The organism is Mesorhizobium sp. B2-8-1 (assembly GCF_006440955.1).
Classification (GTDB): domain Bacteria; phylum Pseudomonadota; class Alphaproteobacteria; order Rhizobiales; family Rhizobiaceae; genus Mesorhizobium.
In genome coordinates, this window is record NZ_VFTX01000003.1 from 279,398 (window position 1) to 302,205 (window position 22,808).

Here is a 22,808-nt window from a genome sequence, read left to right on the forward strand (position 1 = left end):
CTTTAGAACAAAGAAATATGCACGATCCTATATCTGGTCGAACGAAATCGTGTTCGGCTACAACCGGCGGAAATTTAACGTGTTTATATGCAGGATCACCTGTTCTTCCGTGCCTCCGCGCGAACCTCTTTTCCGTCGCGCGCAAAAGACACCGAACAGTGGGACCGAATCAGGCCTTTTATCCTGCCCATCGCTTTTGTCGCGGGGCCAGCCGCAGCGAAGCGCGCAGTGCAGGTCCCCAGGATTGACCACGTGGGGAGATCCTGGCCTCCATCGGTTCTTGTGCGGTGCTTTTAGCCGGCTGCCTTGTCGGCCGCCGTCCTGATCGCCTCTATATTTGCCCGGTACGCTTCCACGCTGCCGCCCTTGAAGATGGCGGCGCCGGCCACCAGCACATCGGCGCCGGCGGCGGTCACCAGCGGCGCGGTTTCGGGCGAGACGCCGCCGTCGATCTCGATGCGGATCGGCCGGCCGCCGATCAGCGCCTTGACCCGCCTCACCTTGTCGACGATTGCCGGAATGAAGGCCTGGCCCCCGAAACCCGGGTTGACGGTCATGATCAGGATCAGGTCGAGCCTGTCGAGCACGTATTCGATCGCACTTTCCGGCGTTGCCGGATTGAGCGAAACGCCGGCCTTCTTGCCGAGATTCCTGATCGTCTGCAACGAGCGGTCGAGATGCGGCCCGGCCTCGGCATGCACCGTCATGCCGTCGCAACCGGCCTCGGCGAAGGCGGCCAGATAGGGATCGGCCGGCGCAATCATCAAATGGCAGTCGAAGAAAGCCTTGGTGCGATCGCGGATCGCCTTGATCACCGGCGGGCCGAAGGTGATGTTGGGGACGAAATGGCCGTCCATCACATCGAGATGGATCCAGTCGGCGCCGGCTGCCGTAACGGCTTCGACCTCGTCGCCCAGCTTCGAAAAGTCCGAAGCCAGCACCGAAGGTGCGATCAAGGTTTTTTTCGTCATGATGACGGGGCCTTTCCGAGCGCCTTTTTCATCTGATCACTGCCTAAAGCGCAGCCGCTGACTTGTCGAGGGTGCGAGCTTGGCGGTTCCACAGCTGGGGTAGTGCGGCGTCCTCTTCGTGTTGCAGCTTCAGCCTGCCCGGCCACGAAGAACCCCGCCGGATTGCTCCGGCGGGGCTTCCGATGTGCCTTCAGGCGATGGTTACTGCTGCTGGAGATTCAGGATTCTGTTTGGAGCCGTATCCTGCTGCTGTTCGGACTGCGGCCTGCGCCGTGGCAGAACCTGCTGCAGCAGCATGCCCGGGTTGAGTTCCAGCGAGGGCTGCCCGCGCACCGGCCTGCAGTTTGGATAACGGCCGATCATGCCTTCCGGGCAACGCCGCCTGAAGATCGGCTGGCACTGGCCGTTGACCATTTGCGAGCCCGGCGCGCATTCGCTCTCTTGCCTGGACCGGCGGCATGCGCCGTCGATCACCCGGGTTCCACGCGGACAGACACACTCGCCGCGCTTGTTGTGGATCTGGCCGCGAATGTCGCACTGCTCCACATCGGGCTGCTTGCGCCGGCACACTCCATTGCGCAGCTCGGTCCCCCTCGGGCAGACGCAGTCGCCGTCCGCGCCGTGGACCTGGCCACGGATGGTGCACTGCTCGGGCTTCGGCCTGTCGCGTACGCAGGCGTTGGCATCCCGATCGAGATGCGTGCCCTTGGGGCAGGTGCAGCCATGGCCGTTCGATGTCGGCACCGATCCCGGTATCGCGCAGCCCGGCCTGGATGTCTTGACGCAGGCGCCATTCTCCAGCTCGGTCCCGCGCGGACAGACGCAGCGTCCATCCTCTGTGCGGACCTGGCCCTCGAGCAGCACGCAACGCTTTGGCTCCTTCGGCGGGATGATGACGCCGCCGGACGAGCACTGGCCGTTGCGATAGGTGGTGCCTTGCGGGCAGACGCACCGGCCGGCGTCGTTCATGACGAAGCCTGCCGAGCATTCCTTCTTCGTCTCATGGCTGATGGCGAAGGGATGGCAGGCATAGGCCTTGCCGCGATCGGCTTGGGTGTTGGCCTGGTCGCGGGAAAGCACATCGCCCCCGCCCTGCACCCGCGTATGGGGAGAAAGCACGCCGACGCAGTTCTGGCCGTTGACGCTGCCTTGCAGATTGGCCAGGCGGCTGTCGTCGGGGATGACCACGGTAACCTTGTGGACACGGCTTTCGCCGGCGCCAAGCGTCAGGTCGGCGATGCAGGATGCAGGCAAGGCCGCCGGTTCCGGCGAGCAGCCGAAGGGCGGCTCGATCGAGGTGATCGCGACGCCTTCCAGCCGGCCGAGGCCTTCGACGCCGATCGCATCGCCGATGCGGACCGGGCCGGAAAATTCCGCCGGGCCGTCGTTGGTGATGGTGATCTCGAACGAGCAGGGTTCTCCGAGCCGGCACTCGCGGTCGCCGGTCTTCTCGACGCGGATGGACGAGACCCCGCCGCCCTTGGCGCAGGCCCGGCCGACCGGATGGACGACGTCCTCGCCCTGCGCCGGGCCGTAGGAGCCTCGCGCGCAATTCTCGAACTCGCCGTTGGCCGAAACCGTCACGTCGAAGTGCCTGCTGGTTCCGGGTGTCATGACGGCGCCTGGAATCTGGCACGCCAGCGTGTCGGCCGGAACCGGCCCGCATGCCCATTCCGCGCCGTCTGATGTGACGGTCTGGATCTGGACGGGCGCGCCGCCCGACACCAAAGTGGCGGCATCGTTGACCCGCACCGGACCGGTGGGGGCAGCCGTGCCGGCATTGCTGACGGTGATGCGGCAGGAGACGAAAGCGGCACCCGCCAGCGAACCGCCGCATGTCTTGGTGATACGCAGGACAGGCTGGCCGCCATTGGGACGAGGGATGCGTTGCTTGGCGCAGGCCCGGTTGTTGGTGAGGTCGGTTTCGCCGGGGATCGGTTTCACCTCGGCGCAATTCTCGACCGTGTCCGACCGGTAGCCGGCCGGCACCACCGCCTTGACGACGATCGCCGTCAAAGCTCCCGGCGGCAGCGAGATGCCGGCATTGTCGCAACGGAACTGGCCGGGGCCGTTCGGACCGCATGTCCAGGGTGGGCTCGGGCCAAAGGTCGAGGAGGCCGGCGCGCCCCCGGGATAGGTGTCGACCACGGTCAGCGGCCCGTTATAGGTCGAGGTGCCGTTGTTGATGATGTCGATGACGAAGCTGCACACGCCATCGGCGGTGCAGGCTTCCGCGCGGGCACGCTTTTTCAGGATCAGGTCGGCCTTCTTCTCGACCGGCGGCCGGCAGTCGCGATCGCGATCGCCACGCCGGCAGATCGGGATCGAGGCGCAGCCACGGTCGTTGGCCTGGCTGCCGAACAGCGGCTTGCCGCTGGCGGCATAGTTATAGGTGGCACAGTTGCGCAAGCTGCTGCCTTGCCAGCCGCCAGCCGGCTTGAAGCCGAACTCCAGGTCGATGAAAGCCCCCGGATTGAGCGTGGTCACCGGATGGGTGCACATCATCGGGGTGGCGCCGGGCACACAGGTCCAGGGCGGATTGGGTCCCGAATCGAGCGTCGAGCCCGCCGGCAGCGTCACCTCGTCGAGCACGATCTTGCCGTTGTAGGGCGCGTCGCCGACATTGGTGACCCGGATGCTGAAGTCGCAGCCGCCGCCCATCGTGCAGCGCGTGACATCGGCGCGTTTCTCGACCTTCAGGTCCGGTTCCCTGTCCTTGGGCGGACATCTCTGGTCGCGCGGGATGACGATGTCGATGGTCTGCGTGCAGCAGAGCCCCCAACCCTCTTTCGGCCCGGCATAGGTCTCGATGCCGGTGACGACGAGGTGGATGACGTCGCCGGGCGAGGCGCCGACGATCTTCCAGTTCAGCACACCGCCGCCGGCCGGCACCTTCTGTGTGTCGGGGACGATGGTGATGCCTGGCGTGGCGGTCGAAAGCTGCACCCACCTGCCGCCCATCTCGGGACCGACAGGCATATGGTAGATGAACGCGCCGCCGCCGGGCACGCAGTCGACCGTGCCGCGCTCCACCTTGAAGCATTCCTTGCCGGGAGGTGGCGGTGGCGGATTGCACTTGGTCAGGTCGACCCGGATCGAGGTTTTTTCGCCGGTGAGAAAATTGCCGTCGTCCGGCTTGCCCGGATCCTGTGAGGGAATAATGGTTCCCGTGCCGGTGCCGACGGTGACTTTGATCAGGCCCTGATTGTCGACCGTCGCCGGCGCGGGGAACGCCGCGTGGTCGATCCTGGCGGTGATGCGGAACGTGATGACGCGTTCGCCCAGTGCGCCCAAGCCGTCGAGGTCGGAAGCGGAAATCCGGAAATCCGAAACCGTTGCCGTGTCGTTGGGGCCGGCCGAATTGCTGATGACGGCGCCAGGCAGAGGTCCGCCCGACGCATCGGTGCCGTCACCGGAGACCTGCATGTTGACGATCTGCAAGCCATGCGGGAGCTGGTCCTTGAAGTCGAGCCGGACCGTCTGCAGCGAAGCCGCAAACCCCGGGCTGGCGAAGCCTTGCGGTGCGCCGCGCAGGCCGAAGCTCAAAGTGTAGAAGACATAGTCGCAGCTTCGCTGGCCGCCGGTCTTGGTGAAGAACGGCACGGCTCGTCCGGGCTCCGGATTGATGATGCGCGGATTGTCGAGCTTGAATTCCTTATCCGGGCTGGCGGCCTGGACGGTCTTGGCCGGAGCCGTGTCTTCGGCAAGTGCCGGCAGCGCCGGCAGCATGGCGACCGCGATACCGGCCGCCACCAGCCAGCGCGCAGCGCGCCTGGCAAAAGACAGGCGCCTCGTGTTCATGACGGTTGATTTGTCGGCGACGCCCAGCGGGGAGAGTGCGAGATTGTTCATCGTCCCCTCCTCAGCGTTCGCAGCTGACGGCTGGCGTTCTGAGCGGCAAGGTCATCTTGCAGCAAGGGTAGTAGCCGCCCTTGTCCTTGTCGGACTTCCTGTAGAAGCAGAGCCCGACATCGACCGTGTCGCCCGGATGGTGGCCGGTGATGCCGATCGTGTAGGGCTTGCCCGGCGCATGTGACATGGGCGAGGTCACCCCGACGCCTGGCGTCCTGGATTGGGCTTTGATCGAATCGCCGCCGAAGCCGGCATGGTCATGAAGGTAGAGGTCCGCCTCGAGCCCGTGCGGCGTGCAGAAATACCTGACATCGTCGACATCGAGACAGGAGGGCAGGTTGCCGGGCGGCGGGAAGTCCGGCGGATAGAACGGTGGCAGATAGCCGCCCGGGATTTCCTCATAGTAGCCGGCGCGGCCCTCGCAGGGATGCCAGACGGCGACGTCGCCGACATGGCCTTCCACTTCCGGGTCCTCGAAATAGCCGTCGAAGTCGACGAACCAGGAGCCGAAAGGCGGCACATTGGCCGGCTTGACCAGTTCCCTGGGCGTGATCTGCACTCCGTGCACGGCGAGCGGCCCGCCAGCGGCGAGCCGCTCGGCAAGGGCCGGATTGTCGCGCAATTTGTCGCCAGTGTTGACCAGCGTCCGGGTGCAGGCCGAGGTGTCGAGATCGCCTTCGGCGTCGTAGCCATATTGCAGGTCCAGCCCGCCGGCCGACTGCCTGAAACCTTGCGGGAAGCCGACGGCATATTCCTGCGGCGCTTCCACCCAGACCGATTCCGTTGCCGGATCGTCCGGGTTTTTTCTGAAGTAGCGGATGACCTCGCCCTTGCCGGAATCGGCGAACTGGCTGTAGTCGTAGCGGTTCTCGACCGGGCCGCGCTGGGCCAGGTACATGAAGCCGCTATCGTCGAAGGCGATGTCGGTGACGGCATAGTCCTTGTCGGCCTTGACCGTCAGCTCCCAACGGGAATCGCCGGCGAAGCGGCCGTCGCGGGCAATGCCCACCGACCAGATCTCGACCTTCTCGCCGACGGAATAATAGAGCCGGCCGCCATGATAGGCGACGGCCCAGACACGGCGCTCGTCCTGGGTGTAGCCCCAGGTCTCGGGGTCTTCCGTGTCGAAGGCCGCGCCCTGTATGTCCATGACGGCGCCATCGTCGGTGACCGGAGCCAGGCCATGCGCCGGGCGCCCGGCGACGCCATGGTCGAACGTGTCGACCAGCGCGCCATTGGCGTCGATGCGATGGATCAGACCGGTATCGAGGTCGGAGGCGAAGACCTGGTGGTGGATGGGGTCGAAGGTGAGATTGCCGATGCCGGGCCCGCTGTTGGTGTCGATGTCGGCGAATTTGGCGACCTGGCCGGTGATGCCGTCGACCTTCCAGATGGTGCCCGGCCCGCCGCCGTTCTCGGTGCCGAACTGGCCCTCCATGAAGGCAGCGCCTGCCATGCCGCGGCGCTGCCGCTCCGGACGGCTGTCATCGTCGGCGTCAGGCGTGACGATGCGAATGCCGTGCAGCGAGGTGGCGCCGGCATAGAGATTGGGAATGCCTGACGGGACGCCATCACGCATGCCGTCATCATAAGTGAGACCGAACACCTGGCCGATCTGGCCTGATGTCACCTCGAAAGGCGGCGGCGTGTGGACGAGTTGGCCGGAGGCCGGCCCGCCCAGGCTTGAAACGTCGAAAACGCGCAAGGTGGCTCGCGCCGTGTCGATGAAGGTCTCGTCGACTGGATCGACGCCGGGCGGCAGGCCCCCCTTTTCGGAATCTGAAGAGTCGAAATCGGGAATGACGGTGCCGGAAAAGCCGGTGACCGCCATCGAGCCGGGATAGATGATCCGGGTTTCCTGCGCCCGCGCGGGGCCGCCAAGCCATAGGCCGGCGGTCAGCGCCAGGACAAGAAAGGCGCTGGCGGCCTTCGCCACGCCGCCCAAACGGCCGGCACGAGAGGGCGCGAACCGGCGGTGATCGCGAGACATGGAACTCCCCCCGAAGTCTAACGGAGAACCAACCGATCCTGCCGCGCAAACCAGCGCAAGGCGCGGCGTTCCAGCACGTTCGTCCCCGATCGAATTGTCTGCTTTCCTCATAATTACGATACGCCTGCTCCTGTGCAGGGTCAACGGAACCAGCGGAAAGCCAAGCGCATCGACCCTGTCGCGAAGACGATGGTCGCGCCGAGCTCCTGTTGGTCGGGGAGGCCATGGCGTCCCTGGGGTGCTGGTCATGGTGGCTCCTTTCCCGTGGCCGCATCATGCGGCGCCTGAGCGTCAGTCGCACGCGGAGGCGGAAAGGTTCACTGTGGGGCCCGGCTATTCTTTCACACGTCGCGAAGCGGGCGGACGCGATGCCTCGGGCGCAGGCGTAATCGGGCCGTTTCGCCATCCGCTGTCGAGGATGGTGGAAGCCTTGCGCAGAATGCTTGCGCCCGATGCCGCCTGTTCTTATATACGCGCCAAGCCGTCCAGCGCCGCAACAGCGGTTGCCGAACGGGATTTCTTGTGAACAGGGGCTTTCGTCGGAACGCCTTACGGGTCCTGAGAGCCTGCTTAGCGGAGAGACTAGAAAAATGGCAAAAGTAATCGGTATCGATCTCGGCACCACCAACTCCTGCATCGCCATCATGGACGGCAAGGAGCCGAAGGTGATCGAGAATGCGGAAGGCGCGCGCACGACGCCTTCCATCGTCGCCATCTCGGGCGACGGCGAACGTCTCGTCGGCCAGCCGGCCAAGCGCCAGGCGGTCACCAATCCTGAAAACACCATCTTCGCGGTCAAGCGCCTGATCGGCCGCCGCTATGACGATCCGGTGACGGAAAAGGACAAGAAGCTTGTCCCCTACAAGATCGTCAAGGGCGACAATGGCGATGCCTGGGTCGAGGCCGGCGGCAAGAAGCAGTCGCCCAGCCAGATCTCGGCCATGATCCTGCAGAAGATGAAGGAAACGGCGGAAGCCTATCTCGGCGAGAAGGTCGAGAAGGCGGTCATCACCGTTCCCGCCTATTTCAATGACGCCCAGCGCCAGGCGACCAAGGACGCCGGCAAGATCGCCGGCCTCGAAGTGCTGCGCATCATCAACGAGCCGACCGCGGCTGCCCTCGCCTACGGCCTCGACAAGAAGGACGGCAAGACCATCGCCGTCTATGACCTTGGCGGCGGCACGTTCGACATTTCGGTGCTCGAAATCGGTGACGGCGTGTTCGAGGTGAAGTCGACCAATGGCGACACCTTCCTCGGCGGCGAGGATTTCGACATGCGCCTCGTCGAATATCTGGCGGCCGAGTTCAAGAAGGAACAGGGCATCGACCTGAAGAACGACAAGCTTGCCTTGCAGCGCCTCAAGGAGGCTGCCGAGAAGGCCAAGATCGAGCTGTCGTCGACGACGCAGACCGAGATCAACCTGCCGTTCATCACCGCCGACGCCACCGGGCCCAAGCACCTGACGCTGAAGCTGACGCGCGCCAAGTTCGAAAGCCTGGTCGAAGACCTCGTCCAGCGCACCATCGATCCGTGCAAGGCGGCGCTCAAGGATGCCGGCCTGAAGGCTGGCGAGATCGACGAAGTGGTGCTGGTCGGCGGCATGACCCGCATGCCCAAGATCCAGGAGATCGTGAAGCAGTTCTTCGGCAAGGAGCCGCACAAGGGCGTCAACCCCGATGAGGTCGTCGCACTCGGCGCCGCCATCCAGGCCGGCGTGCTGCAGGGCGATGTCAAGGACGTGCTGCTGCTCGACGTGACCCCGCTGTCGCTCGGCATCGAGACGCTGGGCGGCGTGTTCACCCGGCTTATCGAGCGCAACACGACGATTCCAACGAAGAAGAGCCAGGTGTTCTCGACGGCTGAGGATTCGCAGTCGGCCGTGACCATCCGGGTCTTCCAGGGCGAGCGCGAAATGGCCGCCGACAACAAGGCGCTCGGCCAGTTCGACCTGGTCGGCATTCCGCCGGCCCCGCGCGGCGTGCCGCAGATCGAGGTCACCTTCGACATCGACGCCAACGGTATCGTCAATGTTTCGGCCAAGGACAAGGGCACCGGCAAGGAGCACCAAATCCGCATCCAGGCCTCGGGTGGCCTTTCGGACGCCGACATCGAGAAGATGGTGAAGGATGCCGAAGCCAATGCCGACGCCGACAAGAAGCGGCGCGCGCTGGTCGAGGCCCGCAACCAGGCCGAGGCGCTGGTGCATTCCTCGGAGAAGTCGCTGAAGGAATATGGCGACAAGGTCTCGGAAGCCGACCGCACGGCGATATCGGACGCGATCGCGGCGCTGAAGACCGCTACCGAGGGTGACGACGCAGCGGAAATCGAAGCCAAGAGCCAAGCGCTCGCGGAGGCTTCGATGAAGCTCGGCCAGGCCATGTACGAGGCCTCGCAGAAGGAAGCGGCGGAAGCCGACGCCAAAGCGGACGCCGCCAAGGACTCGGATGTGGTCGATGCCGATTTCGAGGAAATCGACGAGGACGACGACAAGAAGAAGTCGGCCTGAACCGGCTGACGGCAAGATAAAGCGGAAAGCCCGGCGCAAAGCCGGGCTTTTTTGCAACCCTGGCAGAAAAAGTGCGGAAAAAATCGTCGAAAAGCACGAACAGCTCCGCGCCGGCCCTAGCATCCGGGCTGCGCCGATCCTAAATCGTGGCAACGTGCCGGCAAACGACGCAACACTGCATGAAGACGTTGAGCATCCGGACAGCGGGAAAAAATGAAAGCTGATTTCTACGAAACGCTGGGCGTGCACAAGGGTGCCGACGACAAGGAACTGAAGAGCGCTTTCCGCAAGCTCGCCATGCAGTTCCACCCCGACCGCAATCCGGGCGACCATGCCTGCGAGCACAAGTTCAAGGAAATCAACGAAGCCTACGAGACGCTGAAGGATCCGCAGAAGCGCGCGGCCTATGACCGTTTCGGTCACGCGGCCTTCGAGCAGGGCGGCATGAACGGCGGCGCACACGGCTTCGGCGCCGGCGGCTTCGCCGACATTTTCGAGGACATTTTCGGCGACATGATGGGTGGCCGCCAGCGCCGCTCTTCCGGCGGCCGCGAGCGCGGCGCCGACCTGCGCTACAACATGGAAATCTCACTGGAAGAGGCCTTTGCCGGCAAGACCGCGCAGATCCGCGTGCCGGCCTCGATCTCCTGTTCGGAATGTTCGGGAACCGGCGCCAAGCCCGGAACCCAGCCGGTCACGTGCTCGATGTGCAACGGCCACGGCAAGGTGCGCGCCACGCAAGGCTTCTTCTCCATCGAGCGCACCTGCCCGCAATGCCAGGGCCGCGGCCAGACGATCAAGGATCCGTGCCCGAAATGCGCCGGCCAGGGCCGCGTCACCGAGGAGCGGTCGCTGTCGGTCAACATCCCAGCCGGCATCGAGGACGGCACCCGCATCCGGCTTGCCAATGAGGGCGAAGCCGGCTTGCGCGGCGGGCCGTCGGGCGACCTCTACATCTTCCTCGCGGTCAAGCCGCACGAATTCTTCCAGCGCGACGGCGCCGACCTCTACTGCAAGGTGCCGATCTCGATGACGACTGCCGCCCTTGGCGGCTCGTTCGAGGTGACGACGCTGGACGGAACGCAGACCAAGGTGAAGGTGCCGGAGGGCACCCAGAACGGCCGCCAGTTCCGCCTCAAGGGCAAGGGCATGCCGGTGCTGCGCCAGCCCAATGTCGGCGACCTCTACATCCAGACGGCGGTCGAGACGCCGCAGAACCTGTCGCGCCGCCAACGCGAGCTGCTGGAGGAATTCGAACAGCTCTCCTCACAGGACAATTCCCCCCAGTCGAGCGGCTTTTTCGTCCGCATGAAGGACTTTTTCGAGTCGTTCGGCGAGCGTTGATCGACGGCCTGTGCGCGTGTGGCTTGCCTTGCCGGTGTCGGCGCTGCGCCTCACCTGCCGGGCGGCCAACACGCGCCGTGAAAACCGCAGTAGGCGCGCATTTTTAGACGCGACGAAAACTATCTTATCCACGACATAGGCATGACCCTGCCTTGCCTTGGGCGGCTTAGGTGTTAAGTAGCTCTCAGGGGAGCGCTGAGGAGAGCTTGCATGACACGTGGTCCGGGACTGCGGAAGGCGCTTGCCGAAAAGTTCGACGACGAGCTGAAGTTCTTCAAGGGCTGGATCGACAAGCCGAAGACGGTCGGCTCGATCGTGCCGACCAGCTCCATCACCGCTCGCAAGATGGCTTCGATCGTCGACCCGAAGTCCGGCCTGCCCGTGCTCGAGGTCGGCCCCGGCACCGGCGTCATCACCCGCGCCATACTGGCCCAGGGCGTGAAGCCTGAAAACCTCTACGCGGTCGAATATTCCACCGATTTCGTGCGCCATCTGCGCCGGCTCTATCCCGGCGTCAACGTCATCGAGGGCGACGCCTTCAATCTCAACGCCACGCTTGGCGACAAGAGCGGGATGATGTTCGATTCGGTGGTCTCGGGCGTGCCGCTGCTCAACTTCCCGGTCGCCCAGCGCATCGCCTATATCGAAAGCCTGCTTGACCGCATTCCGGCCGGCCGGCCGATCGTGCAGCTGACCTACGGCCCGATGTCGCCGATCCCGCCCGGCCGCGGCGACTATACGGTCAAGCATTTCGACTTCATCATCCGCAACATCCCGCCGACGCAGCTGTGGATCTACCGGCGCGAGGCGCATTAGGGATTGCGAAGCCGACCGTGAATGTCTTCGAAAGTCGTCATCCTGCGGCTTGTCCCGAGGATCTGCCGCATAGCGGTATCAGATGCGGTGGGCATGGGGACGAAAATGTCTGACTTGGATGCGTTGGCAGATCCTCGGGGCAAGCCCGAGGATGACGCTTTGCCTGATCTGCATTGATTTGAGCGGGCTCTGGCTGTACCTGTCCGGGAACAAGGTTGGCCAATGGCAGTGATCCCAAAAATCCTCGTCTTTGCCGGCTCGGTCCGGGCCGCGGCCTTCAGTGGCAGGACCGCCGACGTGGCGCAGAAGGAACTTGCGGTGCAAGGCGCCGAGGTCACTCGCATCTCGCTTGGCGACTATCCCTTGCCGATCATGGATGAGGATCTGGAGAAGGAAAAAGGCGTCCCCGAAAACGCCCTGAAACTTGCCCGGATGATCATTGCCCATGACGGGCTGCTGATCGCCACGCCCGAATATAACGGCTCCATTCCGCCGCTGCTCAAGAACACGATCGACTGGGTGAGCCGGGTGCGCAAGGATGGCGGCCGTGCGGTGAGGCCGTTTGCCGGCAAGGTCGCCGGCCTCAGTTCGTCTTCCAGCGGACACTTCGCCGGGATACGCTGCATCAACCATCTGCGCGCCGTGCTGGTGCGTTGCCAGATGGAGGTGGTGACGCCGGAATGCTCGGTGCCGGAAGGCGGCAACGCCTTCGACGAGGACGGGCGTTTCAAGGACGAACGACTGCACCGAACCATGGAGCACCTATGCCGCACGCTGATCGAAACCTCGCGCATGCTGTCGACCCGGGTCGAGCCGTGATCGCCAACGCCATGCAGACCGACACAATGCGCGAAAGGCTGATCGTCGGCCTCGACGTGCCGAGCTTGAAAGAGGCCGAGAAGGCGGTCCGCGAACTCGACGGCGTCGTCTCCTTCTACAAGATCGGCTATCAGCTCGCCTTCGCCGGCGGGCTCGATTTCGCCAGGGAGCTCGCCAGCGCGGGCAAGAAGATCTTTCTCGACATGAAGCTGCTCGACATCGACAACACTGTGGCCAAGGGGGTCGAGAACATCGTCAAGATGGGCATGACCATGCTGACGCTGCATGCCTACCCGAAGACCATGCGGGCGGCGGTCGAGGCGGCGAGAGGCAGCGAGCTTTGCCTGCTTGCCGTCACCGTGCTGACCTCGATGGACGAACAGGACGTGATCGACGCGGGCTACGAATACGACCCGCACACGCTGGTGCTGAGGCGCGCGGAACAAGCGCTGCATGCCGGCATGGGCGGCATCGTCTGCTCGGCCGCGGAAACAGAGGCGGTGCGCCGCATCGTCGGGCCCGACATGGCGGTGGTAACGCCAGGCATACGCCCCGCCGGCAGCGACCATGGCGACCAGAAGCGCGTGATGACGCCGGCGGATGCCATCCGCAGCGGCTCCAGCCATCTGGTCGTCGGGCGCCCGATCGTCGCCGCGGCGGACAGACGCGCGGCGGCTGAAGCCATCCTCGACGAAATGCGCTCGGCATAATTTCCAACGAACGGCTTCGGAGAAGAGGGATGCCCAAGGGATACTGGATCGCCCGCGTCGATGTGCGCGACGCGGAAGGCTACAAGGATTATGTCGCCGCCGCCAAGCCGGCCTTCGAGCGCTTCGGCGCGAAATTCCTGGCGCGCGGCGGCGAGCATGAGAAGGCAGAAGGGGCCGGCCGCGCGCGCAACGTCGTCATCGAGTTCGAGACGCTTGCCGCCGCGCATGACTGCTACCATTCACCTGAATACCAGCGCGCCGCCGCCATTCGCCAGAAGGTCGCCGACGGCGAGATCGTGCTGGTCGAGGGCGTCTGAGGCTATCCCGGCCGGCATCAGTGCCGGCCGCGGCCTTTGCACGAGTTCCTGAGCTTCACATCCCGCAGCCTGGCCCAGCAGGCGGCGCCCCGACCGGCTATACTTGAGCGATGACCGGCGCAGCCGTTCGACAACGGCCGCGACATGGCCGGCGCACAACGCATTCAGCAATCGACGCTCGAACAGCCCTTAGCACGGGTAGTTGCGATGCCGCTGATCACCAGTTGACATGCAGGTGTTTACCTGCATATTATAGCTTTATATCAGAGTGAACCCGATGGACGCGGACAAGGTTTTCAAGGCGCTGGGCGACCCGACACGCAGAAGGCTGCTTGATCTTCTGTGCGAGAAGAACGGGCAGACGCTGGGCCAGCTTTGCGAACATCTCGATATGGCCAGGCAATCCGCCACCCAGCACATCGACCTGCTGGAGGCGGCCAATCTGGTGAGCACGGTCAAACGCGGCCGCGAGAAGCTGCATTTCATCAATCCCGTGCCGCTGCACGAGGTCTACGAGCGCTGGGTGCGCAAATTCGAACGCCAGCGGCTCAGCCTGCTGCACGACCTGAAACAGGAACTCGAAGGAGAAGACAAATGACCGCAGAGACGACCAGCTTTGTCTACGTGACCTACATCCGCTCGACGCCGCAAAAAGTGTTCGAGGCCATAACCAGGCCCGACATCGCACGGCGTTACTGGGGCCATGAGAACGTCTCGGACTGGAAGGCGGGATCGAAATGGGAACATATCCGCGCCAATGACGAGCGCACCGTCGAACTGGTCGGCAAGGTCGTCGAGATCTCGCCGCCGACCCGTCTCGTGATGACCTGGGCAAACGCTTCGCAGGCCGACGATCCGTCGAAATACAGCCGGGTGACGTTCGCCATCGAGGAATACGACACGATGGTGCGGCTGACCGTCAGCCATAACGAACTCGAAGCCGGCAGCGGCATGGCGAAGGGCGTCAGCCAGGGATGGCCGGCGGTGCTGTCCAGCATGAAATCCTTCCTGGAAACCGGCAGCGGCATCGATATTTTCGCCAAGCCGAAATCGGCCTGACCAGCAAATCCGACTGCGGGAAAACGACAATGACCAAACGCTATAGCGGCGGATGCGCATGCGGTGCGATCCGCTATGAAACGAGCAGCGAACCCATCTTTCAAAACCACTGCCAATGCCACGAGTGCCAGAAGCGAAGCGGCACGGGCCACAGCTCCTATCTGACTTTCCCCCGGCGAGCCGATGTGACGATCACGGGCGAAGCGAGCACCTGGCGGGTGGCGGGCGACAGCGGCAACGAAAAGATCCACGCCTTCTGCCCGACCTGTGGAACGCCGGTCTACCTGACGCAGGTCGCAAGGCCGGACCTGATAGCGGTTCACGCGACCAGCCTTGACGATCCCGGCCAGTTCAATCCGCAGGTGGTCACATATGCCATCCGCGGCCATGCCTGGGACAGGATAGATCCTTCCTTGCAGGCATTCGAGCGAATGCCTTTGGGATAGCGTACGGCAGGCAATCTTGCCGCGCTTTAACGGGTCATTCGGTTCGCCGCGGTTTCGGCCATGGCGTCGGCAAGCTCCAAGCCCCATTGAGACCGGCAATAGGCGCGGAAATCGAAGCAAGGCAGGCCGGGGCAGACCTCGAATTCTATGAGGTGAACGGTATCGTCGGGCTCGATCCGGAGATCGATGGAAAACACGTCGCGCAGGCCGAGCCCGCTCATCAGCCGCTCGGCGATGGCGCGGACTTTTGCATCGGCGACCGGCTGGCTTTCGGCGACCGGAAGCAGAAGCGGCTCGGCGTAGTTGCCCGCCGCCTTCGCCGCCTCGCCGGTCTCGCCGTAAAGCGCCAGGCTGTCTTCCATGGTCTGGAAATCGCCGCCGGACTCGACGAAAGCGACGCCGAGCGCTTCGACGCCGGTGTCCGGCCTCAGGCCCAGGAAACTGGCGCGCGCATTGCGGCCGCCGACATAGGGCTGGACGACGGCGTCGTCGCGATAGGCGGCGAAAACACGCCGGCTAAGCTCCAGTGCGTGGCCGAGATCGCCGCAGCGCGAATCCGGCCAGATGCCGATCTTGGCGCCGAGCCGGTTCGGCTTGACGAACCAGCCGGCGGCGGAAACCGGCGGCTCGACCAGCCATTGTCCGTTGCGCGCCAGGCCGGCCCGCGGCACAGGCAGGCCGAGCGCGCCGAGCACGGCGCCGGAGCGAAACTTGTCCTGGCAGAGCGCGAACAGCGAGTCCTCGGCGCCGATCGTCTTCAGGCCGTTCAGCCTGGCAAGCGCGGGCGCCGTGCCGCCCCGGAAATAGGCGATGCCGTCGGTCAGCGTCCAGACCAGCGTGGCCGCCGGATCGGCCTTGGCGAGCATATCGGCGGCATCGTCCAGCTCCACCGCCGCGAAGCCGAGATCGCGCCGTTTGAAGGTAGAAGCGAGCGCGTCGAACTCATGCGCGAGATCGGTCGATTGCGCCAGGTAAGAAGCGATTTCGGCGGCACGCTCCGGCGCGTGGCCTTCGGCGAGGAGCTGCTCGAGGCAGGCCTTTTCCGGCTCATGGACGAGGATCAGCCTGGGGCTGGACATGATATGATTCCCAATGGTGCAATTCCACACCATCGCATGGCGAAGACGCCAGGCTTTCGCGAAACCGACGCGGGCCGGACGCCTGCGTGACAGCCGGCCGAATGATCCCGTCAGACGCGGTGCATCGGGGTAGCGAGACTCAAGTCAGGTCGAGCCGGCATCACCTGAATATAGAGATGCCTAGGCGATCAGCACGCGAGGCTCGAACCGGCCATTGACCTCGATGTCGAGGAGGAAGGTCATGCCTGCCTGCGGGTCAAGCTGACGCTGCTTGTCGTCCTTGCCGTGCCAGGCCGATGTAACCGCCAGCCGGCTGGCGTTCTTGCCGACAAAGGCCGGGCAGGAAGGCTGCGTCACCGGCATGGCGATCGTGCGCACCAGCTTGCCGTCCGGGGCGTAGCCCTTAACCACCTTGCCGCCCCAGACGGCATTCCACAGGATGCCGTCGCGGTCGAGCACGGAGCCGTCGACGAAGCCCTTGGCCGACCGGTGATCAACGAACACTTTCGGCTCGCCCGCCGGCAGGCCGGTCGCCGGATCGCAAGCGACGCGCATCAACAGGCCGGTCGAGGTGTCGGTGTAATAAGCGAGCGCGCCGTCCGCGGAAAAACAGATCGAGTTCGACACGGTGATGTCGGAGAACAGCTTGCGCAATTCGCCCTTGAAGAACCAGTAGATCGCGCCGGCGCCCTTCTCCTCGCCCTTGCCCATCGTGCCGGTCCAAAGGGCGCCGCAGGGATGGACGCGGGAATCGTTGGAACGGGTGACCGGATTGTCGGCCTCGACAAGTGTGTGCAGCGTCATCCTGCCGGTGGCGACGTCGCGGACAAAAAGCCCGGTTTCGGTGGCGATCAGCTGGCGCTTGTCGTCGATGATGGCGATAGCGCTGGCCATCCGGCCAAGCTCGTGCACCTGGGCCGCGCCGCCGGACAGGCGCTTTTCCAGGAGATGGCCCTTGACTATGTCGAACCAGTAGAGCGTGTCTGTGGCGGGGTCGTAGCTCGGCCCCTCGCCGAGCTGGCAGACATGGTCGGAAAAAACCGAAACGATCGCTTCGCTCATCCTGCGTCTCCGCCGAACACCGCGTCCCAGGCCGTCACCGCCGCCTGGGCCCGCGCGGCCACGTCTTCGACGCTCATGCCCGGCTTGAACAGGCTGGAACCAAGCCCGAAAACCGTGACGCCGGCCGCCTTGTAGCCGGCAAAGTCCTTCTCTGAGACGCCGCCGACCGCGCCGACCAATGTCGAAGCCGGCAGCACCGCGCGGATGGCGGAAATACCGGATGCGCCGAGCACGCTTGCCGGGAAGAATTTCAGCGCCGAGGCGCCGAGCCGGATCGCCAGGAAGGCCTCCGTGGGCGTGAACACGCCGGGCATGGTGACCATGCCGTATTGCATGGCGCGTTCCATCACCTCGGCATCGATATTGGGACTGACCAGCAGCCGGCCGCCGGCTTCGTGCAAGCCATCGACATCGGCCGGCGTCAGCACCGTGCCGGCGCCGACCAGCGCGGCCGGCGGCAGCGCCTTGAGGATGGCGGCGATGGACGCGAACGGATCGGGTGAATTGAGCGGCACCTCGATCGCCTCGATGCCGGCATCGAAGACCGCCTGGCCGATCGCCACCGCCTCGGCAGGCTTGAGGCCGCGCAGGATGGCGACCAGCCCGCGCTTGAGCTTCGGGAACGCAGCGGTCTGGTTCATCAGGCAACTCCGGTTCTGGCGATCATGCCGTTTTCGCGCGCCGCCTCGACCAGGCCGGCACGCACCGCCTCATCCGCGTCGACGGTCCGCACGCCAAGCCCGGCAAGGCCGAGCGCCTGCCGATAAAGCGCCGCAAGCGCGCCGGAGGCAATCAGCACCACCGATGTGGCGCCCGCGGCCTGGCGGCGCCTCGCCGAGGCGATCTCGCCGCCGATCAGCAGGCCCGACAGGCAGGCCGCGGCATCGTCGGCCTTCATGTCCTGGAGCAGACCGGCGGCGCGGATCGAGAACAGTTTTGCGGTGACGTCGCCACCTTCGGTCAACGCCGCACCACACCAGCGGCGGAAGAAAGGGTTCTGCGGGTCGACCGGCTTGGGATGCTCGCCGAGCGAATGGCGCAGGATCGAATGCGCGGCCAGCACCGAGAACAGCTCGCCGGTCGGCCATGTGCCGAAGCCGGCAACGGCGCCGTCCTCAACCAGAACCCATTTCGAATGGGTGCCCGGCATGCAGACGATTTCACGCCCCTTTGCCGGCAAACCGGCGCCGGCAAGCTGTGTCTCCTCGCCGCGCATGACGTCTGGCGCATCGGCCAGGCGTTGGGCAAGGCCGGGCACGATACGAATGTCGCGGCTCTCCCCCGGGATGCGGGCCGCGCCGGCCAGGATGGCGCCGATCGGCGCCGGCACGGTGACATAGGGCGCTTCGAGCCAGCCCTGGCGCGAGCCTGCCATGCCGCAGATGATGACGGGCAGCGTTTCCGGCGCGCCCATGGCGGCGAGATGACCCTCGAGAACCCGGGAAAAGCCCTTCTCGCGCGCGGTGATCAGTCCGTCGTCGCCGCGACGCTCGGCAAGCACCTTGCCGCCGCCGTCGATCAGCCAGGCACGAAGCCGGGTCGTGCCCCAATCGAGCGCCGCGACCGCCGGCACATTGCCGACAAATCGGGGGCCGGCAAACCCGGGGCTCACAGGAAACCTCCGTCGACGATCAGCATTTGCGCGGTCAGCATGCGCGAGGCGTCCGAGGCCAGGAACAGCACGGTGCCGACCAAATCGTCCGGCCGCATGACGTCCTTGATGCACTGCTTGGCGACATGAGAGGCAAGCGCCTGCTCCGTCACCCAGCGTTCCTGCTGCCGTTCCGTGATGACCCAGCCGGGCGCGACGGCGTTGACGCGGATACGGTCGGGCCCGAGCTTGCCGGCCAAACCCTTGGTGAGGCCGAGTATGCCCGCCTTGGCGGCGGTGTAGGCCGGCATGTCGGGGTGGTTGATCAGGTAGGAGGTCGAGGTGAAATTGATGATCGAGCCGCCGCCGGCCCGCTTCATGCCCGGCGCCACCGCCTGCGCGGTGAAGAAATGCGGTCTGAGGTTGATCGCCTGGTTGTTGTCCCAAAACTCCACCGTCACGTCTTCGACGGCGTGGCGTTCGTCCCAGGCGGCATTGTTGACCAGCACGGTGACGTCGCCATGCGCTTCGGCCGCCTTCGCGGCAGACGCCCGGAGCGCTTCGATGTCGCGCAGATCGGACTTGAGGTAGAGCGGCCGGCGGCCGAGCTCTTTCTCGATGCGGTCGGCAAGCGCGGTGCTGGGCTTGTCGGCGATGTCGATGAAGGCGACCTTGGCGCCCTGGCGCATGAAACCCTCGGTCAATGCCGCGCCAATGCCGGAGCCGCCGCCGGTGATCAGCACCGAAGCGCCTTCGAGGTCGGCAAAACGTGCCGATGGCATCATGGTTTTCGTCTCCCGGGTTGACCGGCGCGCATCCTAGCCAGACCGATCCGGCGGGCAAGGGCGAAAAGACGGATTTTGAGGCTTATGTCTGACAAAAAGCCTGGAGACCACGCACAGGCACGGCCGGTCCTCGATCGAGGACCGGTCAATCGCCCGGTCAGATTGCCTTGGCGCGCAAGGCGCCGCGGAAGGAATCGCGGAGATAGCCGAGCGTGGCGTCGGCATCGGCCGGCTTGCCGAACAGATAGCCCTGCCCACCGGCGCAGCCGAACTGGACGAGGCGGTCGGCCTGCGCCTCTTCCTCGATGCCTTCGGCGACGACATCCATGCCGAGCCCTTCGCACATTGCGAGAATGGCGCGGATGATGTGCTCCGACGGGCGGTCATCGAGAATGGAGGAGACGAAGGCGCGGTCGATCTTCAACTTGTCGAAATGGAATTCGCGCAGCCGCCCGAGCGAGGACTGGCCGGTGCCGAAATCGTCGAGCGAGACGCGGATGCCGACGCGGCGCAGGTCCTCGACGATCTGCGCGGCCGAGGCCGGATCGTTCATCAGGCCGGTCTCGGTAATCTCGATCTCCAGCCGGCGCGGATCGAAGCCCGTACGGTCGAGGATCGCCAATATGTGCAGGCCGGTGTTCTGGTCGACGAGCTGCGAGGGCGACAGGTTGAACGACAGGAACAGGTCCTTCGGCCAGCTTCTCGCCGCCTCGGTCGCCTTGCGCAGCACTAGCTGCGACAGCGGGCCGATGATGCCGCGCTCCTCGGCGATCGGAATGAAGACGGTCGGCGGCACCGAGCCGAGATCGCGGTCGGTCCAGCGCGCCAGCGTCTCGAAGCCGATGGTGCGGCGCGTGGTGAGGTCGACGATCGGCTGGAAATGCGGCTCCACCTCGCCGGCCGAGACCGCGCGGCGCAGCGCCTGCTCGATGCGGGTGACGCGCTTGGCCGCCTCTTCCATTTCGCGGGTATAGACGACGACCCGGCCGCGGCCGGATCGCTTGGCATGGTAAAGCGCCGTTTCGGCCTTGTTGATGAGGATCTCGGTGGTCTCGTCGCCGGAATAGAACAGCGAACAGCCGACGGAGGCCGACAGCCTCGCCGTGCGTTCGCCGACATCATACGGGGCCGACAGGATTTCGATCAGCATGCGCGACTTTTCGGCCGCCGCCTCCTCGCTGAACACCAGCGGGTAGAGGAAGGCGAATTCGTCGGCGCCGATGCGGCAGACGGTGGAATGACCGTCCATCGAGGCGCGCAGCCGCATCGCCACCTGGATCAGGATGTCGTCGCCGGCCTTGTGGCCGAACAGATCGTTGATCGGCTTGAAGCCATCAAGGTCGAGAATGCCGACGGTGAAGGGCGCGGGATCGTCGGCACGGTCGCTGATCAGGCGATCGACCTTGTCGAAGAAGCGGCGATGGTTGCCAAGCCCGGTCAACGGATCGGTGAATGCCAGATCCGTGCTCTCCCTGTTTGCCTGACCGGTGCCAAACGAAGTTTGCATCGGTGTCCCTGTTTCTCGAAGTCGGAATTTATTTCCGAGACTGGCAGCAAACCCTTTAGGAAACGTATCGGAAAAATCGATTTTTCGCCGCTGGAGTGCGTTGCCCTCCGCAAAGCCGTCCGGGCTCAACGGCGTCGTCGCTCACGCGGATTCTCAGCCGGCGGGGCGAACGCGATAGAGCTCCAGCGGCGCGCCCTGGGTCTCCGCCACCGGTTCCAGCCAATCCGGCACGCTGCCATGCATCAACCCGGCCAGAAAGCCGTCAGGCGCCTTGGTTGCGAGAAGCCTGGTTTCGGGATTGCCGCGGCAGAGCGCGACAATCCCGACGCGATGGTTTGCCACGACGGCTTTCGCGTCAGTGGCCGAGCCCAGCAAGGCATCGAATACGAGCAGGTTTCCGGCGACGTTGCGGTGGTAGGGCCCAGCGAGCGCGCGATGACCGGTAAAGGCCAGGATCGGCGAGCCGAGATTGGAGATGGCCAGCACCGTGGTGTGAGGCATGCGGGCGAGCGCGGCGAACGAGGCCTTGCTGTTGCAAGGTGCATCGATGCCGGCGTCGGTGACGGCCGCACCGGTCTGGAAGGCGCTCGATGCCGCCTCGGCAGCGCTGGACCAAACCGCATTGACCGAGATCAGCCAGGCTGCGGCCATACGGAGCACGGAGCCACCGGACGGACTGTTTTCGGCGCGCTGCCGCCATTTGGCGATCCAGGCGCAAAGCGGGATCACCGCGAAGGCGATGGAGAAGGTCGAGCCGCGGACCTCCCAGGCGCTGACCAGGAAAGCCACCACCAGCAGCGCGCCGACGAGACTGTCCTGCCGCCGCCAGCCGCCCTTGCCGAGACGCAGCGCCATCAGGACGATCGCCACCAGCGGCGTCGCGAAGCGCGCCACCGCTCTGGCCGGGTCAGCCGCGACGAGCTGGAATATCGACTGCGCTTCGTCGATATGACCGAGCCACATCTGCTGGAGGCGCGGGTCGAGGCCGGCATACGGGGCAGCCAGGCATTGCGGGAACAGAAACATCACGACAAGGACAAGCACGAACGCCAGCAGGCCGAGCGAGACCAGGCGACGGCCGTACGTCGCATTGGCGGCGCCCCATGAGGCAATGACCGCAAGGCCGGCGCCGGCAAGCGCGGCAACCACGAACTGCACGGTCGAGAAGGTGTCGCACTGGGTCTGTCCCCATGCCGACGCCGGTATGGTGGTGATGAAAACAAGGGCCGAGACGGCGGTGACGCCCAAGCCAAAATCCCTGGCGATCAGCCTTTCGCCGCCACCGCTGACGAGGAACAGCAGGGCGACGATGGCGCCCAGGGTTCCAGCATAGGGGGCGCTTTCCATGCCGATCGCCAATGCCAGCGTGGCGCACGCGCCGGCAAACAGGGCGGCGGGCCGGTGGCGAGGTGCTTCGAGCAGCAAAGCCAGACCGGCCAAGGTCAGCATCAGCTGGACATTGTGGTGATCGAGTGCGCCGGGCGAGAAGATTCCGAGATAATACAAGGCCGCTCCGCCGACCACCGCAGCGGGCAGGACCGCGTGCTCGCCGGCGAAAGCGCGCGCGGCGCGCATGATGGAGAACAGCGCGAGCCAGAATTGCAGGAGAGGCCAAAGCACCTGCACGACCTGCTCGCCCAAAGCGGCACTGCCCGTCAGGGCCGACAGGGCAAGCATGCCGAGCGCCAGCGGCGCGTCGAGCAGCCGCGACCAGTGCATGACGAAGCCACCCTCCAGCCCCATCCTGTACTGGTGCAGGTCGAACCAGCCCTGGCCGGCCAGGAGGTCGCGAACCTCCACCAGTTGCAGCAGGCTGTCATTGTCGCCGGCCGGGTTGGCCAGTTGCGGGAATCCGGCATAGAGATCGAGCGCCAGCAGCAGCAAGGCGGCAAGCAACGCAAACGCTATGTCGGCCTTCCAGGTGGAAGCGCCGTTGCTGGCTGTGCTCATCCC

At 65.1% G+C, this 22,808-nt stretch carries 19 protein-coding genes; 9 read left to right on the forward strand and 10 right to left on the reverse strand.

Going from position 1 to position 22,808, the window contains the following annotated elements:
- Positions 1-293 precede the first annotated feature (293 nt).
- From rpe to FJ428_RS09775, 3 genes are all read right to left on the reverse strand, one after another.
- Positions 294-971, reverse strand: a complete 678-nt coding sequence (gene rpe / locus FJ428_RS09765) for a ribulose-phosphate 3-epimerase (RefSeq protein WP_140491619.1) — start codon at positions 969-971, stop codon at positions 294-296.
- A 201-nt stretch (positions 972-1,172) separates the two neighbouring features.
- Positions 1,173-4,823, reverse strand: coding sequence for a hypothetical protein (locus FJ428_RS09770; protein WP_140879350.1), 3,651 nt, complete (start codon positions 4,821-4,823; stop codon positions 1,173-1,175).
- Positions 4,824-4,833: 10 nt separating this feature from the next.
- Positions 4,834-7,062 carry a hypothetical protein gene (locus tag FJ428_RS09775; protein WP_140879351.1) on the reverse strand — a complete coding sequence of 743 codons (2,229 nt, stop codon included), beginning with the start codon at positions 7,060-7,062 and terminating at the stop codon, positions 4,834-4,836.
- A gap of 341 nt (positions 7,063-7,403) precedes the next feature.
- Between FJ428_RS09775 and dnaK the strand changes: the two genes are divergently transcribed.
- From dnaK to FJ428_RS09820, 9 genes are all read left to right on the forward strand, one after another.
- On the forward strand, positions 7,404-9,320 hold the full coding sequence (gene dnaK / locus FJ428_RS09780; RefSeq protein ID WP_140514198.1) for a molecular chaperone DnaK: 1,917 nt from the start codon (positions 7,404-7,406) through the stop codon (positions 9,318-9,320).
- A gap of 213 nt (positions 9,321-9,533) precedes the next feature.
- Positions 9,534-10,664, forward strand: a complete 1,131-nt coding sequence (gene dnaJ / locus FJ428_RS09785) for a molecular chaperone DnaJ (protein ID WP_140879352.1) — start codon at positions 9,534-9,536, stop codon at positions 10,662-10,664.
- Between the two features lie 210 nt (positions 10,665-10,874).
- Complete coding sequence (gene pmtA / locus FJ428_RS09790) at positions 10,875-11,480, forward strand: phospholipid N-methyltransferase PmtA (protein WP_140582727.1); 606 nt, start codon at positions 10,875-10,877, stop codon at positions 11,478-11,480.
- Positions 11,481-11,702: 222 nt separating this feature from the next.
- Positions 11,703-12,299 (forward strand): NADPH-dependent FMN reductase, encoded by a 597-nt coding sequence (locus FJ428_RS09795; protein WP_140879353.1) that lies wholly within the window; start codon positions 11,703-11,705, stop codon positions 12,297-12,299.
- Positions 12,296-13,009 carry an orotidine-5'-phosphate decarboxylase gene (gene pyrF, locus FJ428_RS09800; RefSeq protein WP_181165186.1) on the forward strand — a complete coding sequence of 238 codons (714 nt, stop codon included), beginning with the start codon at positions 12,296-12,298 and terminating at the stop codon, positions 13,007-13,009. The genes FJ428_RS09795 and pyrF overlap by 4 nt, the downstream gene beginning before the upstream one ends.
- Before the next feature lie 29 nt (positions 13,010-13,038).
- The gene (locus tag FJ428_RS09805) at positions 13,039-13,326 is read left to right on the forward strand and encodes a DUF1330 domain-containing protein (protein ID WP_140491638.1); all 288 of its coding nucleotides are present in this window, start codon (positions 13,039-13,041) and stop codon (positions 13,324-13,326) included.
- A gap of 277 nt (positions 13,327-13,603) precedes the next feature.
- On the forward strand, positions 13,604-13,924 hold the full coding sequence (locus FJ428_RS09810) for a helix-turn-helix domain-containing protein (RefSeq protein ID WP_140491640.1): 321 nt from the start codon (positions 13,604-13,606) through the stop codon (positions 13,922-13,924).
- Positions 13,921-14,385 carry an SRPBCC family protein gene (locus FJ428_RS09815; RefSeq protein ID WP_140514194.1) on the forward strand — a complete coding sequence of 155 codons (465 nt, stop codon included), beginning with the start codon at positions 13,921-13,923 and terminating at the stop codon, positions 14,383-14,385. Before FJ428_RS09810 ends, FJ428_RS09815 begins: the two co-directional genes overlap by 4 nt.
- 29 nt (positions 14,386-14,414) lie before the next feature.
- Complete coding sequence (locus FJ428_RS09820) at positions 14,415-14,831, forward strand: GFA family protein (protein ID WP_140514192.1); 417 nt, start codon at positions 14,415-14,417, stop codon at positions 14,829-14,831.
- Between the two features lie 26 nt (positions 14,832-14,857).
- Here the strand turns inward: FJ428_RS09820 and FJ428_RS09825 are convergent, their stop codons facing one another.
- From FJ428_RS09825 to FJ428_RS09855, 7 genes are all read right to left on the reverse strand, one after another.
- Positions 14,858-15,910 carry a D-alanine:D-lactate ligase-like protein gene (locus FJ428_RS09825; protein ID WP_140879354.1) on the reverse strand — a complete coding sequence of 351 codons (1,053 nt, stop codon included), beginning with the start codon at positions 15,908-15,910 and terminating at the stop codon, positions 14,858-14,860.
- A gap of 180 nt (positions 15,911-16,090) precedes the next feature.
- On the reverse strand, positions 16,091-16,972 hold the full coding sequence (locus FJ428_RS09830) for an SMP-30/gluconolactonase/LRE family protein (RefSeq protein ID WP_140879355.1): 882 nt from the start codon (positions 16,970-16,972) through the stop codon (positions 16,091-16,093).
- Positions 16,969-17,613 (reverse strand): 2-dehydro-3-deoxy-6-phosphogalactonate aldolase, encoded by a 645-nt coding sequence (locus FJ428_RS09835; RefSeq protein WP_140491649.1) that lies wholly within the window; start codon positions 17,611-17,613, stop codon positions 16,969-16,971. Before FJ428_RS09835 ends, FJ428_RS09830 begins: the two co-directional genes overlap by 4 nt.
- Positions 17,613-18,584, reverse strand: a complete 972-nt coding sequence (locus FJ428_RS09840) for a 2-dehydro-3-deoxygalactonokinase (RefSeq protein ID WP_140491651.1) — start codon at positions 18,582-18,584, stop codon at positions 17,613-17,615. The genes FJ428_RS09835 and FJ428_RS09840 overlap by 1 nt, the downstream gene beginning before the upstream one ends.
- Positions 18,581-19,348 (reverse strand): SDR family oxidoreductase, encoded by a 768-nt coding sequence (locus tag FJ428_RS09845; RefSeq protein ID WP_140491653.1) that lies wholly within the window; start codon positions 19,346-19,348, stop codon positions 18,581-18,583. The genes FJ428_RS09840 and FJ428_RS09845 overlap by 4 nt, the downstream gene beginning before the upstream one ends.
- Before the next feature lie 157 nt (positions 19,349-19,505).
- Positions 19,506-20,855, reverse strand: a complete 1,350-nt coding sequence (locus tag FJ428_RS09850; RefSeq protein ID WP_140491655.1) for an EAL domain-containing protein — start codon at positions 20,853-20,855, stop codon at positions 19,506-19,508.
- A gap of 153 nt (positions 20,856-21,008) precedes the next feature.
- Positions 21,009-22,805, reverse strand: coding sequence for a GtrA family protein (locus FJ428_RS09855; RefSeq protein WP_140628520.1), 1,797 nt, complete (start codon positions 22,803-22,805; stop codon positions 21,009-21,011).
- Positions 22,806-22,808: the final 3 nt, after the last annotated feature.

What these genes read in the sequence shown, in the direction of transcription:
- rpe (WP_140491619.1), bottom strand. Translation starts at nt 971, where the DNA reads ATGACGAAAAAAACCTTGATCGCACCTTCGGTGCTGGCTTCGGACTTT.
- FJ428_RS09770 (WP_140879350.1), bottom strand. Translation starts at nt 4,823, where the DNA reads ATGAACAATCTCGCACTCTCCCCGCTGGGCGTCGCCGACAAATCAACC.
- FJ428_RS09775 (WP_140879351.1), bottom strand. Translation starts at nt 7,062, where the DNA reads ATGACCAGCACCCCAGGGACGCCATGGCCTCCCCGACCAACAGGAGCT.
- dnaK (WP_140514198.1), top strand. Translation starts at nt 7,404, where the DNA reads ATGGCAAAAGTAATCGGTATCGATCTCGGCACCACCAACTCCTGCATC.
- dnaJ (WP_140879352.1), top strand. Translation starts at nt 9,534, where the DNA reads ATGAAAGCTGATTTCTACGAAACGCTGGGCGTGCACAAGGGTGCCGAC.
- pmtA (WP_140582727.1), top strand. Translation starts at nt 10,875, where the DNA reads ATGACACGTGGTCCGGGACTGCGGAAGGCGCTTGCCGAAAAGTTCGAC.
- FJ428_RS09795 (WP_140879353.1), top strand. Translation starts at nt 11,703, where the DNA reads ATGGCAGTGATCCCAAAAATCCTCGTCTTTGCCGGCTCGGTCCGGGCC.
- FJ428_RS09805 (WP_140491638.1), top strand. Translation starts at nt 13,039, where the DNA reads ATGCCCAAGGGATACTGGATCGCCCGCGTCGATGTGCGCGACGCGGAA.
- FJ428_RS09810 (WP_140491640.1), top strand. Translation starts at nt 13,604, where the DNA reads ATGGACGCGGACAAGGTTTTCAAGGCGCTGGGCGACCCGACACGCAGA.
- FJ428_RS09815 (WP_140514194.1), top strand. Translation starts at nt 13,921, where the DNA reads ATGACCGCAGAGACGACCAGCTTTGTCTACGTGACCTACATCCGCTCG.
- FJ428_RS09820 (WP_140514192.1), top strand. Translation starts at nt 14,415, where the DNA reads ATGACCAAACGCTATAGCGGCGGATGCGCATGCGGTGCGATCCGCTAT.
- FJ428_RS09825 (WP_140879354.1), bottom strand. Translation starts at nt 15,910, where the DNA reads ATGTCCAGCCCCAGGCTGATCCTCGTCCATGAGCCGGAAAAGGCCTGC.
- FJ428_RS09830 (WP_140879355.1), bottom strand. Translation starts at nt 16,972, where the DNA reads ATGAGCGAAGCGATCGTTTCGGTTTTTTCCGACCATGTCTGCCAGCTC.
- FJ428_RS09835 (WP_140491649.1), bottom strand. Translation starts at nt 17,613, where the DNA reads ATGAACCAGACCGCTGCGTTCCCGAAGCTCAAGCGCGGGCTGGTCGCC.
- FJ428_RS09845 (WP_140491653.1), bottom strand. Translation starts at nt 19,348, where the DNA reads ATGATGCCATCGGCACGTTTTGCCGACCTCGAAGGCGCTTCGGTGCTG.
- FJ428_RS09850 (WP_140491655.1), bottom strand. Translation starts at nt 20,855, where the DNA reads ATGCAAACTTCGTTTGGCACCGGTCAGGCAAACAGGGAGAGCACGGAT.
- FJ428_RS09855 (WP_140628520.1), bottom strand. Translation starts at nt 22,805, where the DNA reads ATGAGCACAGCCAGCAACGGCGCTTCCACCTGGAAGGCCGACATAGCG.